Source organism: Terrisphaera buseokensis (genome assembly GCF_047521145.2).
Lineage (GTDB): Bacteria > Verrucomicrobiota > Verrucomicrobiia > Opitutales > Opitutaceae > ER46.
In genome coordinates this window covers 234,271-247,984 of record NZ_CM134186.1, presented here as the reverse complement: position 1 = coordinate 247,984, position 13,714 = coordinate 234,271, and the positions used below count along the sequence as shown (strand labels likewise).

At 64.6% G+C, this 13,714-nt stretch carries 15 protein-coding genes; 13 read left to right on the top strand and 2 right to left on the bottom strand.

From position 1 onward, the window contains the following. Positions 1-3: 3 nt before the first annotated feature. Positions 4-678 (bottom strand): FkbM family methyltransferase, encoded by a 675-nt coding sequence (locus tag ACLJEU_RS01005; RefSeq protein WP_414663532.1) that lies wholly within the window; start codon positions 676-678, stop codon positions 4-6. A 283-nt stretch (positions 679-961) separates the two neighbouring features. Here ACLJEU_RS01005 and rpmH point away from each other — a divergent pair, with 283 nt between their 5' ends. The 7 genes from rpmH to ACLJEU_RS00970 all read left to right on the top strand — a co-directional run bounded on the left by rpmH (position 962) and on the right by ACLJEU_RS00970 (position 6,784). Continuing rightward, positions 962-1,099: a 50S ribosomal protein L34 gene (rpmH, locus tag ACLJEU_RS01000; protein ID WP_414663533.1), complete on the top strand. Its 138-nt coding sequence runs from the start codon at positions 962-964 to the stop codon at positions 1,097-1,099. A gap of 102 nt (positions 1,100-1,201) precedes the next feature. Next, complete coding sequence (gene rnpA / locus ACLJEU_RS00995; RefSeq protein WP_414663534.1) at positions 1,202-1,588, top strand: ribonuclease P protein component; 387 nt, start codon at positions 1,202-1,204, stop codon at positions 1,586-1,588. 119 nt (positions 1,589-1,707) lie between these two features. Continuing rightward, positions 1,708-2,040, top strand: coding sequence for a membrane protein insertion efficiency factor YidD (gene yidD, locus ACLJEU_RS00990; RefSeq protein WP_414663535.1), 333 nt, complete (start codon positions 1,708-1,710; stop codon positions 2,038-2,040). Next, positions 2,040-3,854, top strand: a complete 1,815-nt coding sequence (yidC, locus tag ACLJEU_RS00985) for a membrane protein insertase YidC (RefSeq protein WP_414663536.1) — start codon at positions 2,040-2,042, stop codon at positions 3,852-3,854. Before yidD ends, yidC begins: the two co-directional genes overlap by 1 nt. 134 nt (positions 3,855-3,988) lie before the next feature. After that, complete coding sequence (locus ACLJEU_RS00980; RefSeq protein ID WP_414663537.1) at positions 3,989-4,735, top strand: YebC/PmpR family DNA-binding transcriptional regulator; 747 nt, start codon at positions 3,989-3,991, stop codon at positions 4,733-4,735. Positions 4,736-4,880: 145 nt separating this feature from the next. Further along, positions 4,881-6,077, top strand: a complete 1,197-nt coding sequence (metX, locus tag ACLJEU_RS00975) for a homoserine O-acetyltransferase MetX (protein ID WP_414663538.1) — start codon at positions 4,881-4,883, stop codon at positions 6,075-6,077. A 101-nt stretch (positions 6,078-6,178) separates the two neighbouring features. Then, on the top strand, positions 6,179-6,784 hold the full coding sequence (locus tag ACLJEU_RS00970; RefSeq protein ID WP_414663539.1) for a methionine biosynthesis protein MetW: 606 nt from the start codon (positions 6,179-6,181) through the stop codon (positions 6,782-6,784). A 13-nt stretch (positions 6,785-6,797) separates the two neighbouring features. Here the strand turns inward: ACLJEU_RS00970 and ACLJEU_RS00965 are convergent, their stop codons facing one another. After that, positions 6,798-7,139, bottom strand: a complete 342-nt coding sequence (locus ACLJEU_RS00965; RefSeq protein ID WP_414663540.1) for an ArsR/SmtB family transcription factor — start codon at positions 7,137-7,139, stop codon at positions 6,798-6,800. An 83-nt stretch (positions 7,140-7,222) separates the two neighbouring features. Between ACLJEU_RS00965 and ACLJEU_RS00960 the strand changes: the two genes are divergently transcribed. From ACLJEU_RS00960 to ACLJEU_RS00935, 6 genes are all read left to right on the top strand, one after another. Continuing rightward, positions 7,223-7,444: a YgaP family membrane protein gene (locus ACLJEU_RS00960; protein WP_414663541.1), complete on the top strand. Its 222-nt coding sequence runs from the start codon at positions 7,223-7,225 to the stop codon at positions 7,442-7,444. 70 nt (positions 7,445-7,514) lie between these two features. After that, the gene (locus ACLJEU_RS00955) at positions 7,515-7,688 is read left to right on the top strand and encodes a DUF6132 family protein (RefSeq protein WP_414663542.1); all 174 of its coding nucleotides are present in this window, start codon (positions 7,515-7,517) and stop codon (positions 7,686-7,688) included. A gap of 11 nt (positions 7,689-7,699) precedes the next feature. After that, positions 7,700-9,016 carry a TolC family protein gene (locus tag ACLJEU_RS00950; protein ID WP_414663543.1) on the top strand — a complete coding sequence of 439 codons (1,317 nt, stop codon included), beginning with the start codon at positions 7,700-7,702 and terminating at the stop codon, positions 9,014-9,016. Between the two features lie 12 nt (positions 9,017-9,028). Beyond that, on the top strand, positions 9,029-10,054 hold the full coding sequence (locus ACLJEU_RS00945) for an efflux RND transporter periplasmic adaptor subunit (RefSeq protein WP_414663544.1): 1,026 nt from the start codon (positions 9,029-9,031) through the stop codon (positions 10,052-10,054). Then, positions 10,051-13,311: an efflux RND transporter permease subunit gene (locus ACLJEU_RS00940; protein ID WP_414663545.1), complete on the top strand. Its 3,261-nt coding sequence runs from the start codon at positions 10,051-10,053 to the stop codon at positions 13,309-13,311. Before ACLJEU_RS00945 ends, ACLJEU_RS00940 begins: the two co-directional genes overlap by 4 nt. Continuing rightward, complete coding sequence (locus ACLJEU_RS00935; RefSeq protein ID WP_414663546.1) at positions 13,308-13,685, top strand: rhodanese-like domain-containing protein; 378 nt, start codon at positions 13,308-13,310, stop codon at positions 13,683-13,685. Before ACLJEU_RS00940 ends, ACLJEU_RS00935 begins: the two co-directional genes overlap by 4 nt. The last annotated feature ends 29 nt before the right edge of the window (positions 13,686-13,714 follow it).

Below are 13,714 nucleotides of genomic sequence, written 5' to 3'. Positions count from 1 at the left end.
GCCTCACTCGTAACTGGTGAAGTGCTTCAGGACCGGCGACGACTCACGTAGGAACGCCACTTCGGAGAGCCAGAGCGAGCCGCTCTTCGGGCTGCGGTTCAGATCGGTGATGTCGATAATCCGATAACCGTGGGCATGCATGACGGCCCCGACCGCCTGCAGGGTGTTCTCGAATGCCGTGCAGCAGATCGCGCACTCGACCAGGAAGACATCGGTCTTGCCGAACAGATCTGACGCGCCGCGCAGAACCCGCAGGTCAAACCCCTCGGCGTCAATCTTGACGATCGACGGCATCCGGCCGGCTCGACGCGCGATTTCGTTCAACGTCAGCACGGGCACCTCGATTTGCGGAAACCCCGCCTTGCGCGCGTCCTCCGCCGACATGCTGAAGCTCGCGCTGTCGTCGCGGGGTGGAAGCGTAAGCAGCAGGCTGCCGACTTCATCGCTGACCCCGGCGCTCAGCCAGATGACATTCGGCCGGTCCAGCAAATCGGCCGACTGGCTCTTGAGCGGGAGCTGCGGTTCGACCATCAGGAACTGGGCCGTTGGAAAATATTTGATCGCGAGCCGGGTCCACAGCCCGCGGTTCGCGCCGACGTCGATGATGAGTTCCGGCGGAGTGCCCACTCGCGCCCACATTTGAAAGAAGGACTCGATCAGCGATCGTTCGGACGGCATGGAACTCTGCATTGGCGGAAATCACACAAGTCAGCAAGAGCCAAGCTCCACCGGAGCCGATTTCATTCGGCCTGGTTCGCGACTGAAGACGATTCACTGCCCGCCACGGCGCGTTCCAACCGGAGTTGTCCGAGGGAAAAATTAGGCGGAAGGGTTGCCGTCGCCGCGTCCGCCCACCGACCGGATTTGCAGGCGTTCAAAGTCGAGGCGTCACGCTGCCAAAGCAGCCCTTGACACCCCCCTGCTCGTCCGGCACTTCTGACCCTCTTTTTCTTAAAGAATCATGAAGCCCACATTCCGCCCGCACCGCAAAAAGCGCGCCCGCAAGATTGGTTATCGTGCCCGGATGGCCACCAAAGGTGGTCGCAAGGTCATCAAAGCTCGCCGGCTCAAAGGTCGCAAGCGCCTGACGGTCGTCTGAGTTTTGCCTGCGTCCACGCCAGCTGCGCTTCACCGCCCCTGCTCGCAGGGCGACGGCGGACGTGCTCGCCGGTGGACTTCAACGCGCCCGCCTCGACGGTCCATGCGTTTCCGCGCTGCGCAGCATCTACGCCGTCAGGATGATATCCGCGCCGTGCGTGAGCAGGGCCGGCGCATCGACTGCCGGGTTTTCACGCTCTGGTGGAAGCGGCGCGAAACGGTGGCCCATGCCGGCGAATCTCCGAACCCTTCTCCCCGCGTCTGCGTGATCGCTTCCTACAAGGGCGTCGGTATCGCCGTCCAACGCAACCGGGCCAAGCGCCGGCTCCGCGAAGTGTTTCGGCTGCACCAGCAGGCGGTCCCCGCGGGCTGCGATCTCTTACTGATCGCCCGCGCCGCCGCCACGAATTGCCCGTTGCCGGAACTGGAACAGAAGTTCGTCGAAGCCTGCCAACGTATCGCACCAGCGGTGGCCACCGAAAGCCGATGACACCCAGGTCTTCAGTTCAAGGAGCGGAGGCATCACGCCCACACTTTCCCGCCAATACCGACTCCGTCCTTCATGATCCTGAGATTCTCCCGGCCAGTTCCGGGACCCGCGTTTGGCCAGTGCTCCGTTTCATCGCGCGCCTGCCCGCCCTCGCGCTGCTGGGCCTGATTCGGATTTACCAACGCACCCTTTCGCCGGTGCTGCCCGCGGTGTTTGGTTCCGCCTGTGGCTGTCGCTTTGCCCCCACCTGCTCCCACTACGCGGCCGAAGCGATTCAAACCCATGGCGCGCTCGCCGGAACGGTGCTGGCGGCAGTCCGGCTGCTGAAGTGTTCGCCCCTGCATCCCGGTGGTTTTGATCCGGTCCCGCCGCGACGTTTCCGCCGGATGTGCGTGCGATCCGCGCCCGTTTCTTTTCCCACGTCTCCCGCCTCCCGCCTTTCCTCTCCGTAATGGACAAAAAGAACACCACCATCGGCGTGCTGCTGCTCCTCGCCGCGTTCGCCCTCATCTACTTTTCGCCCCGGCCCGTCCCGCCCGCGCCTGTTCCCGGCGGTGAGAACGCAGCCCCGGGCGTCACGGCCACGCCCGGATCGACCACCACCCCGGGATCGACCGCGCCCGGCGCGGCGACATCGGCCACCACGGCTTTGGCGAACACCGCGTTCGCCGCCATCAATCGTGACTCGGCCGAGGCCACCGTCACGACGCTCAGCAATGACTTCATCGAGGCGCGCTTCACGGACTCCGGCGGTGCTCTGCTCGAAGTGGCGATGAAGAAATACCCGGCGGAACTAAAGCATCCCGAACCCTACGTCTTTAACGCCCTCCACGCGGACCCAATTCTGGCGTTCGTCAACGCGCCCGGCCTCGACCGCACCGCGCTTTACCAGCGTGTTTCTCAGACCGCCACCGAAGTCGTCTACCGCACGGTGCTCGGCAGTGGCCTGGAAGTCACCCGACGCTATGTCCTTTCGCCCAACTCAGGGGAAACCACCGACCCCTACCAGATTCGCCACGAAACAACGTTTCGCAATCCGGGCGATCAGCCGACGCAGGCGATGCCAGTCACTCTTGCTCTTGGCACTGCAGCAGCGCCAAAGGACAAGGCTGACCATCACTTGCTGCTCAAGACCAGCTTCTCAACCAACGGCGACCAGCACTTCATTCCCCGCTCTGACCTCGAAGCAAGCTCCGGTTTTTTGGGAATGGGCGCGCACGGCTCAAAACCGTCAATCGTGAGTGGCGGTCCGCTCACGTGGGCTGCCGTCAAAAACAAGTTCTTCGCCAGCATTTACACTGGCGACAAACCGGCCAACTCACTCATCACGAAACGCGTTAATTTTTCCTCCAGCCCCAGCGAAAACAACTTTGACTACGGCATCTCGGCCGAAGTTCAGGTTATCGTCGATGCGATCGCGCCGAAAGCGGAATCCGCGCTCACCGGCACCCTCTACGTCGGCCCGAAGGAATACCGCCGCCTAGCGAATACGAAGGCGTTCAAGGCGGATCAGGACAAGATCATGGATTTCGGCTTCTTCAAATATTTCAGCCAAATCCTGCTCACCCTGATGACGTGGATTCACGGCTGGATGGTCGGCATCTCGCCGTTGTGGGCGTGGGGCTGGGCCATCGTGCTCACGACGCTTTTCCTGAAGATTGTTTTTATTCCCTTCACGCTCGCCGCTTCCAAGTCCGCCAAACGCATGGCGAAGATTCAGCCCGAGCTCCAGGTGATCCGGGAGAAGTACAAGGACAACCCGCAGAAGCAGCAGCAGGCGACGATGGAGCTGTTCAAGACGCGCAAGATCAATCCGGTCGGCGGCTGTCTCCCGATTCTGCTGACGATGCCGTTCTTCATGGGCTTCTTCACCATGCTGCCCAGCGCAGCCGAACTGAGATTCCAACCGTTCCTCTGGGCGCCCGATCTTTCGTCGACCGACACCGTGGCGATCCTGTTCGGCATCCTTCCGCTGAACATCATGCCGCTGCTGATGGGTGCCACGATGGTGATTCAGATGCACCTCACGCCGTCGCCGTCCGTCGACAACGCGCAGATGAAGATGATGAAGTTCATGCCGTATATCTTCATCATCTTTTGCTACACCTTCTCCTGCGCGCTTTCCCTCTATTCGTTCGTCAACGGTCTCTTCACCATCGGCCAGCAGCTCGTGATTAACCGCATGAAGGATCCCGAGGAAAAACCGGCGGTCGCCGGCCCCGGCGGCAAGGTCATCAAGAACGTGACGCCGCCGAAGAAGAAGTAGCACTGTGACGGGAGACGGGCGTCAGGCGACAGCAGAGTCACGGACTCCTGCTGTCATTACTTTCTGACGACACAGCCTCCGTCACCCGTCGACTGTCTCCTGCCTCCTGTCCCCAGTCCCCTGCCTTAACCGCCATGGCTGGTCACAACAAGTGGTCAAAGGTCAAACGGCTGAAAGCCGTCACGGACTCACGCAAGGGCAAGGTCTTCTCGCGCCTCTCGCGCGAGATCACGCTCGCCGCCAAAACCGGCGGCGGCGATCCGGACGGCAACGCGCGACTACGCACGCTCGTGATCAAGGCGCGCGACGCCAACATGCCCGCCGAGAACGTGGACCGCGCGATTAAAAAGGGCACGGGCGAACTGCCGGGTGTAGTGTTCGAGGAGATCGTCTATGAAGGCTACGGCCCGGGCGGCGTGGCGTTCGTGGTGCAGGCGACGACCGACAACAAGACGCGCACCGCAAAAGACGTGCGCGCTGCGTTCGCCAAACACGGTGGCAACCTCGCGAGCAGCGGCGCCGTGGCCTTTCAGTTTCTGCACGCCGGCCAGTTCCTCGTCGCCACGGAAAAGACCACCGAGGAGACGCTGATGGAGTTCGCGCTCGAAGCCGGTGCCGACGACGTCCTCACGAGCGAACAGGGCTACGAGATCCGCTGCAACGTGCACGCCTTCGACAAAGTTGCCCAAGCGCTCGAACTCAAGGGCCTCAAGGCGGACAGCGCCGAGATCGCCTACATACCCGTGAGCAGCGTGACGGTCACGGATGCGGTCATCGCCGGCAGCATCATCAAACTTCACGACACCTTGGAGGAAAACGACGACGTGCAGGCGGTGTTCTCGAACGAGGCGATCGACGACGCGATCGCGGCCGGAACCTGACCCGCCAGCTCCATCAAACCACCACTCCTCGCGCGCGAGTGCTCACCTCAAAGGTAACCATTGGTTTACATCGGGCCCGCGTCATAACCCGGGCCGTTACTTGCCTGATGCGTCGACTGATGATTGTTTGCCCCATCCGCCTTCGATGACCGACGACTTGGAAATCGCGTCTGCCCCGGCAGCCACACCGCGCCACCTTGCGCCCGACGACGTCGGCCTCGTGGCGCCGCGCGATTTCGTTTATCGATCGGCCTTCACGTTCAAGAGCGGCCAGGTCATCCCGGGCTTCACGCTGCGTTTTGAAACGTACGGCACGCTCTGCGCCACGCGGGACAACGCGATTCTGATCTGCCACGCGTTGAGCGGCGATCATCACTGCGCCGGCTGGCACGCGGCGGAGGACCGCAAGCCCGGCTGGTGGAACAATCTGATCGGTCCGGGCAAGGCCGTGGATACGCGGCGTTTTTTTGTGGTGTGCGCCAATGTGCTTGGTGGCTGTCAGGGCTCGACCGGACCGTCCTCGCAGAATCCCGAGACAGGCCGGCCCTACGGCACCTTGTTTCCGTTCGTCACGATTCGCGACATGGTGCGCGCCCAGCACCTGCTGCTCGAGCATCTCGGCGTCGCAGAGCTGCATGGCGTGATCGGCGGTTCGATGGGTGGAATGCAGGCGCTGCTCTTTGCGATCGAGTATCCGCATTTTGTCCGGCGCGTGCTCGCCATGGCCACGACCGGTCGCGAGAGCGCGCAGGCGATCGCGTTCAACGAAGTCGGCCGGCAGGCCATCATGCAGGATCCGGCTTGGAACCACGGCGACTATCCGAAGGAAAGCGGACCGCGCGTCGGCCTGGCAATCGCGCGCATGATGGCGCACATCACCTATGTGTCCGACGCCAGCATGGACCGGAAGTTCGGCCGCCGGAAAAAGGAGAGCGCCGACAACGACGCGTACACGTTCGACGTGCAGTTCGAAGTCGAAGGCTACCTGCGCCATCAGGGTCAGAGCTTCATCAATCGCTTCGACGCGAATTCGTATCTCTACATCACGCGTGCGCTGGATCAGTTCGACCTCGCGCACGCCTACGGCTCGCTCGAGAAGGCCTTTGGTCACGTCGAATGCGAGACACTGGTCGTCGGCTTCACGAGCGACTGGCTTTTTCCACCCGAACAGAACCGGCAGCTGGCGCTCGCCCTGCTCCGCGCCGGCAAGCGCGCCAGCTACGCCGAATTGAACACCGACCTCGGCCACGATTCCTTTCTGTTGGAATCCGAGGAGCTCTACGGTCTCGTCCGCGGCTTCCTCGAGCGCGACCAGCCGTACGTGTTCGATTACTCAATCTGATCTCGCCCGCCAATGCACGCGAATCACTACGAATGCCAAACGGAGCCCGCCGGCCCTCTGGCTCTTCGCGGCCATCCGCGCGGATTCCCGGGCAACTTCCCATGAGCCGATTCGTCGAAAAGCGCACCGTCGACATGGAGATCATCGGGGATTGGGTCGAACCCAACACCCGCGTACTTGATCTCGGCTGCGGCAAGGGCGTGCTGCTCGACTATCTCGTGCAGAGCAAAAAGGTCTCGGCGGTGGGCGTGGATCTCGACTTCGGCCGGATCACCGCCTGCGTGCGTCGCGGTCTCGCCGCCTATCAGGGCGACATGACGGCGTTCATGCGCGCGTTTCCGGAAAAGCATTTCGACCGCGTCATCTGCTCCCGCACCGTGCAGGAACTCGCCGATCCTACGACGGTGATCCTCGAGGCGCTGCGCGTCGGGCGTGCGCTGACCGTCGGCTTCGTGAATCACGGTTTCTGGAAAAACCGGATCAACACCCTGCTGCAGGGCCGCAAGATTCGAAACCAAGTTTACACGACCGAGTGGTTCGAAAGCCGGCCCGCCAATCCCGTCACGATCGCAGACTTCGAGCACTTCTGCGAGGTAAAGGGCATTCGCATCGCCCGCCGGGTCCACCTGTCCGGCAACTGGCACGACCCGTGTCCGGCGTTGCCGAATCTGCTCGCTGGCTACGCACTCTACGATCTCGCGCGTTGACGAGAGCTCGGCTTCAACGGCCGTCGCTGCCGAGCGACTCGGCGTGCCGCGTGAACTGTTTCTCCAGACTACCGCACACCAGTTCGCAAAGCTTGAAAATGGTCGGATCGGCAATCGCGTAGTACACCTGCAGCCCCTCCTTACGACGCGACAGGATGTGCGCCTGCGTCAGGGTCTGAAGGTGGCGTGAGATGTTCGCCTGCGTGCCGCCCGTCTCCTCGACCAGCGCATTGACATTCATCTCGCCGGCAAAGAGCGCCTGGATCAGGCGCAGCCGCATCGGTTCCGCCAGAACGGCGAAACGACGCGCCACCAGTTCGAGTGCGGCCTCGGAAAGGGGGGCTTTTTTTGGCATCCGCCAACGCGAACACGGGCTTGACATAGTTTCAAGTATATGAGTATATGCTCATATTAAGTCAAAGCGAAACCGCCCCAGCCATGAAGATCGATTCCCTTATCAGACTCCTCGCCGGCACCGTCACCCTGACTGGCACCGCTCTCGCCTACTGGGTGAGCCCTTGGTGGCTGCTGCTGCCGGCCTTCGCCGGCCTCAACCTGATCCAGTCCGTATTCACGGGCTTCTGCCCGCCGAGCCTGTTGCTCCGCAAACTCGGGTGGCTCGATGACACCGGTACCATTCACTGGGGCGGCCGACACTGACCCTGGCTCCGGCCACGCGTCATCTTTCCGCCATCCCGTCACCTCCCCCGCGTCGTTCCCCACCTCCGCCATGAAACTCTCGCTCGCTTCCCTGGTTCCCATCGCCGTCGGCGCGACGCTTGGCGGCCTGATGGGCTATTTCGGCCAGTGCTCCAGCGGCACCTGCCCCCTCACCTCCACCTGGTGGCGCGGGGCGCTCTACGGAACCACCCTCGGCGTGCTCTGGGCGCTGAGTGCACGCTAGGAGTCACCGCCATGACGCTCCTTCGCATCGTCACTGTTCTCGCCGTCGCCGGTGGCGCAGCGGCCAGTCGGGCGGAAGTCTGGACCGTCGACGCGGCGGTGAACACGGCGCTGCGGCAGAACCCGGACGTCCAATCGGCCCGGCACCGAATTGAGGCCGCATCCGCCATGGTCAAGCAGGCGGACTCGGTCTGGCTGCCACAGGTATTCGTCACCGGCAGCTACACGCAGAGCAACAGCGCGATGAACGGACTCACGGCCGCGCTCAACCAGCGCAATTTCAGCTTCGACCTCAACTTCAACCGGCCGGGCTGGGTCGACGATCTCAACCTCACCGGTACCGCCGTCTATAATCTCTACAACGGCGGCCAGCCCACGGCCCGCCGCGCGGCCGCCCGCGCCGGCACTCGCGCCGCCGAACAGGAACTCCGCGCGGTGCAGCAGCAGCTCGCGAAGGAAGTAGTGAAGGTCATGCTCACGCTCCACAAGGCCCGCGAAGGTGTCGCGGCCCTCGAAGCCGGCGTGAAGGTGTACGACGCGAGCGTCGCCAACGCGCGCCTTCGCTTCGAAGCCGGCCAGATGCTGAAAGCCGACTTGCTCAGTCTCGAGGTGCAGACCGCCCGGACCAAGGAGCAGCTTTTCTCCGCCCGCCAGGGAGCCGCCCTGGCCGCGCGGACGTTCACCTTTGTCCTGGGTGGAGATCCTACCAGCGAGCCGGTCGAACTCGCGGCCAACGACCCCGCCCTCAGCGGCCTGATCGCGCCCGACGTATCCGACTTCTCCCAACGGCCCGAACTGCTGGGACTGCAGGAACGCCTGCGCGCGGCCGAGGCGCTGGTTGACGCTGCGCGCGGCGGCAACCGTCCCAATGTGAACGCCTACGTCAGCGCCCAATATGACCAAGGCTGGCAGTACGCCCGCCACGCCGACAGCCTCCAAGGCGGCCTCAGCGTCGAGCTGAGCGTTTTCGACGGCGGACGCACCAACGCCAAAATCCGGCAGGCCACAGCCGAACTCGCCCAGGTAAAGGCGCTCCTGCGCAAAACCACCCTCGGTATCGGCCTCGAAGTGGAACAAGCCCGACTGGCCCTCGCCACGGCCCGAGAACGCGCGGCCGTCACCGCCGGCGCCGTCGCCCAAGCCGAAGAAAGCGCGGCCCTCAGTCGCGCTCGCTTTGAAAAGGGCGCCTTGCTTGCCGTCGAGCTGATCGGCGCCGAAAGCCGCCTGATAGAAATGCGCCTGGGGCAAACGCTCGCTGCCGCCGACGAACGCATCGCCGTGATCGAACTGCGCCGCGCGCTCGGTCTGCCGACCACCGCCAAACCCTGACTCCCCGCCGCCATGAAATCCGCTTTGCTCGCCGCACTCCTCCTCACCTTCGTCGCCGGCTGCGCCAAACCGGACGCCGTACCGAATATCCCGCCCCTGCCGGTCGCCAAGGTTCGCGTCGCCCCAGTGCAGGCCGCCGAGATTCCCCGTTTGACCGAAGTCACCGGCACCATCCGGCCCGTCCGCCGGGCGGTGCTCGCCGCCAAGGTGATGGGCGCCATCACGGAGCTCCCAATTACGCTCGGGCAGGCGGTCCGGGCCAACGACGTGCTGGTGAAGATCCACTCCGCCGACGCCAGCGCCCGTCTCAGTCGCGCGCAATCCGAGCTCAACGTGACCCGTCGCGATCTCGAGCGGGAGCGCGACCTGCTCGCCAAGGGCGCCAGCACCGCCGAAACCGTCCGCAACCTCCAGGATCGCCTGAGCGGCAGCGAAGCCACCGTGAAGGAGGCCGAAGCCCAGCTTGCCTACGCGGAAATCCGCGCCCCCTTCGACGGCGTCGTCGCGCGCAAACTCGTCGATGCCGGCGATCTCGCCAATCCGGGCCAGCCGCTGCTCGAACTCGAGGGCACCGGCGAGTTTGAAGTCGAAGCGACGATCCCCGACTCGTTTGCGGCCACGCTCAAGGCGGGCGCGCTGTTCGCCATCGAGACGGGTGGCACCACGTTCAGCGGCACGTTGCGGGAAATTTCCTCCCGCGCCGATCCGGCCACCCGCTCGATTCAGGTAAAAATCGCGGTGCCGGCGGGAAACTCCGTCCGCTCCGGCCAGTTCACGCGCGTCCTTGTCCCCGGACCGGCGATACGCGCGCTGCTCGTGCCCGCCGAGGCGGTTTCGCTCAACGGCCAGATGGAGCGGGTGTTTGTCGTCGGCGACGGCAATCGAGCGGTGCTTCGCCTGGTCAGGTCCGGTGCCGCCCGCACCACCGCGGGCCGGCCCCTCGTTGAAATCCTTTCCGGCCTCGCCGAGAACGAACGCGTCGTCCTCGCGCCGCCGGCGGGCCTGCGCGAAGGCCAGCCGCTGGAGGTCCTACCGTGAGCCAGGCACCTCAGCCCGCCGATTCGCCGGCGCCCAAGGGTATCGCCGGCCGGATCGCCGCGATCTTCGTCGTCTCAAAACTCACCCCGATTGCGGTCATCGCCTCGATTGTGCTGGGCGTATTCGCCGTCTGGATGCTGCCCCGCGAGGAAGAGCCGCAGATCAACGTGCCGATCGTGGACGTTTACGCCGGCATGCCGGGGGCCAGCGCCGCCGAGGTCGAGAACCGCGTCACCCGGCCGATGGAGAAACTGCTTTGGGAGATTCCGGACGTCGAATATCTATACTCCACCTCGAGCCCCGGCAGTGCGATGGTGGCCGTGCGCTTCAAGGTCGGCACGCGCATCGAGGCCGCCCTCGTGCGGCTGAACCAGAAACTGCAGGGCAATCTCGATCGCATTCCGCCGGGCGTCGGCCTGCCGCTCGCCAAGTCCCGCACGATCGACGACGTGCCGGTGCTCGCCCTGACGTTGCACAGTCGGACGCTGGATCATCTCGCGCTGCGACGCCTCGCCGCCCAGGTCGACGATGCGATCAAGTCGGTGGCGCAGGTGGCCGAGACCACGCTGATCGGCGGCACCCGCCGCATGATGCGCGTCCAGTTTGACCGCACCGCCCTCGTCGCCCGCGGCCTCGCCATCACGGATCTCGTACCGGCGCTGCAACAGGCCAACCGCCAGGTGCAGGCGGGCTCCCGTCCGTTTGCCAACGCCGAGGTCCTGCTCGAGACCGGCACGTTTCTCCGTGACGCTGCCGACGTCGGCGCGGTCGTCGTCGGCGTGTTCGAGAACCAACCCGTTTACCTGCGCGACGTCGCCACGATCGCCGATGCGGCGGAGGAGCCTGCCCACTACGTGCTGCACGGGTCGGGCACCGGCGACTTGGAGGCAGCGGTCACGCTGAGCGTCGCGAAGCGTCCGGGCGCAAATGCCATCGACGTCGTCAACTCCGTGCTCGCCAAAGTCGACGCCCTGCGCGGCACGCTCCTGCCCGCCGAAGTCGGCATCTCCGTCACCCGCGACTACGGCCACACGGCCGCCGAGAAGAGCAACGAACTGCTGCTCCACATGGGCATCGCGGTGTTCGGCGTCGCGATCCTCATCCTGATTTTCCTCGGCTGGCGCGAATCGATCGTGGTGATGCTCGCCATCCCCTCGACGCTCGCGCTGACGCTCTTCATTTTCTACCTGTACGGCTACACGCTCAACCGCATCACGCTCTTCGCGCTGATCTTCTCGATCGGCATCCTCGTCGATGACGCGATCGTGGTCGTGGAAAACATCGTGCGCCACGTCCGGCTGCCGGAATCCGCCGGGAAACCGCTCGCCCGGATCGCACTCGAGGCCGTCGACGAAGTCGGCAACCCGACGATTCTCGCGACGTGGGCCGTCATCGCGGCGATCCTGCCCATGGCCTTCGTGGGCGGCCTGATGGGACCGTACATGCGGCCGATTCCGATCGGTTCGACCGCGGCGATGCTGTTCTCGCTCGCAATCGCGTTTACCATCACTCCCTGGGCCGCGATCCGCATGCTGCGCCGGCACACGAGCGCCGGACACGCACCGGGCGCCGACCACGACGCCCCGCCGGGCGACTGGTTCACCCGCCTGTACTACCGCGTGATGGGTCCGCTCCTCGACCGCGCGCGCTGGCGTTGGCTGTTTCTGATTTCCATCGCGCTGCTCCTGCTCGCCTCCGCGGGTTTCGTGCTGACTGGGGCCGTCACGATCAAGATGCTGCCCTTCGACAACAAGTCGGAGTTCCAGGTCATCCTCAACACCCGCGAAGGCACGACGCTCGAGGAAACGACGCAAATCGCCCAGGAGATGGCCGCCGCCATTCGGAGCGAACCCGAGGTGCGCGACTACCAAATCTACTCGGGCACCGCCGCGCCGTTCAATTTCAACGGCCTCGTCCGCCACTACTATCTGCGCCGCGGACCCAACGTCGCCGACATCCAGGTCAACCTCGTCGGCAAGGATCAGCGCTCCCACCAAAGCCACGCGATCGCCAAGCGTATCCGGCCCGCGGTGACCGCGATTGCCAAAAAATACGGCGCAGCCGTGGCCGTGGCCGAGGTGCCACCCGGACCGCCGGTCCTGCAGTCGATCGTCGCCGAAATCTACGGCCCCGACGAAACGCAGCGCATCGCACTCGCCCGCGAGGTGCGGCGCATCATGGGAGAAACCACCGGGGTCGTGGACATCGACTGGTACGTCGAGGATCCGCAGCCAAAGGTTCGCTACGTCGTCGACAAGGCCAAGGCCGCGCTGCACGGGCTCAGCGAAGCTGCGATCGCCCAGACGCTGCAACTCGCCGCCCAGGGCCAGTCGATCGATCTCCTGCACCTGCCGGCGGAACGCGAGGACGTGCCGATCCATTTCGAATTTCCGTCGTCCACGCGCAGCCAGCCCGAGTCGCTGCTGGCCCTTCAGGTCCGCAGCGGCCGCGGTGCACCGGGCGGCGGACTCGTGCCGCTCTCTGAACTCGTGCGGGTCGAACGAACGACCTCCGAGCCCAATCGCTACCGGAAGAATCTGCTGCCGGTGACCTACGTGACGGCAGACGTCGCCGGCGCCGTCGAGAGCCCGGCTTACGCGATGTACACGATCGATCGCGCGATTCGCGCCCTCGACGCACGGAAGTACGGCGCGACGGAGGGGGCGCTGCCCATTTTTCACCTCAATCTGCCGACCGATGATCAGACGCCGGCGTTGAAGTGGGACGGCGAGTGGCACATCACGCTCGAGGTCTTTCGCGATCTCGGCCTCGCATTTGCCGCGGTGCTCGTGCTGATCGCGATGCTGATGGTCGGCTGGTTCCGCAGCTACGTCACGCCCCTCGTCGTGATGGCCGCGATTCCGTTCTCGCTCGTCGGGATCCTGCCGGCGCATTGGGCGCTCGGCGCGTTCTTCACCGCCACGTCGATGATCGGTTTCATGGCGGGCGCGGGCATCGTGGTGCGAAACTCGATCATCCTCGTCGACTTCATCGAGCTGCGCCGTTCGCACGGCTTGGCGTTGCGCGACGCCGTTATCGAAGCGGGCGCAGTGCGGTTTCGCCCGATGCTGCTCACGGCCCTCGCCGTTGTCGTCGGCGCAAGCGTGATTCTGGCCGATCCGATTTTCCAAGGTCTGGCGATCAGTCTCATGTTCGGGGAGATCGCCTCGCTGCTCATCAGCCGGCTCGCGGTGCCGGTGCTTTATTTCATGGCCAACAGTCGCACCAGCGCACCGGCCGACCCGGTCACGTCATGAACCCATTCAAACTGATCAAGTCCATGTTCACCTCCGCCCCCCGCCTTCATCCCCTCGAGTGCGCCGCCAGTGTCCGCGCCGGAGAGTCCATTCTGATCGATGTGCGCGAACCCCGTGAATGGGCTTCGGGCGTCGCCCAGCACGCGAAACTGCTCCCGCTGTCCGACCTCACGGGCAGTCGCACCCAGTGGCAGCGCTTCCTGGCCGATCACACCGAAAAGGAGATGTTGTTTTACTGCGCGCACGGCGGGCGCTCCGTCATGGCGGCGCGGATACTCGCCGCCGAGGGGTTTCGCACGGCCAATGCCGGCAGCATCACCGATTGGGTCGCAGCCGGGTGGCCGCTCGTAAAACCCGACGCCACGTCACGCTGAACGCACCTGCACCCCGCGACCGATCCCCC

Coding starts and splice junctions, on each gene's coding strand:
- yidC (WP_414663536.1), top strand. CDS start 2,040: ATGGACAAAAAGAACACCACCATCGGCGTGCTGCTGCTCCTCGCCGCG.
- ACLJEU_RS00950 (WP_414663543.1), top strand. CDS start 7,700: ATGACGCTCCTTCGCATCGTCACTGTTCTCGCCGTCGCCGGTGGCGCA.
- ACLJEU_RS00945 (WP_414663544.1), top strand. CDS start 9,029: ATGAAATCCGCTTTGCTCGCCGCACTCCTCCTCACCTTCGTCGCCGGC.
- ACLJEU_RS00965 (WP_414663540.1), bottom strand. CDS start 7,139: ATGCCAAAAAAAGCCCCCCTTTCCGAGGCCGCACTCGAACTGGTGGCG.
- ACLJEU_RS01005 (WP_414663532.1), bottom strand. CDS start 678: ATGCCGTCCGAACGATCGCTGATCGAGTCCTTCTTTCAAATGTGGGCG.
- ACLJEU_RS00960 (WP_414663541.1), top strand. CDS start 7,223: ATGAAGATCGATTCCCTTATCAGACTCCTCGCCGGCACCGTCACCCTG.
- rnpA (WP_414663534.1), top strand. CDS start 1,202: ATGCGTTTCCGCGCTGCGCAGCATCTACGCCGTCAGGATGATATCCGC.
- ACLJEU_RS00970 (WP_414663539.1), top strand. CDS start 6,179: ATGAGCCGATTCGTCGAAAAGCGCACCGTCGACATGGAGATCATCGGG.
- ACLJEU_RS00955 (WP_414663542.1), top strand. CDS start 7,515: ATGAAACTCTCGCTCGCTTCCCTGGTTCCCATCGCCGTCGGCGCGACG.
- ACLJEU_RS00980 (WP_414663537.1), top strand. CDS start 3,989: ATGGCTGGTCACAACAAGTGGTCAAAGGTCAAACGGCTGAAAGCCGTC.
- ACLJEU_RS00935 (WP_414663546.1), top strand. CDS start 13,308: ATGAACCCATTCAAACTGATCAAGTCCATGTTCACCTCCGCCCCCCGC.
- rpmH (WP_414663533.1), top strand. CDS start 962: ATGAAGCCCACATTCCGCCCGCACCGCAAAAAGCGCGCCCGCAAGATT.
- metX (WP_414663538.1), top strand. CDS start 4,881: ATGACCGACGACTTGGAAATCGCGTCTGCCCCGGCAGCCACACCGCGC.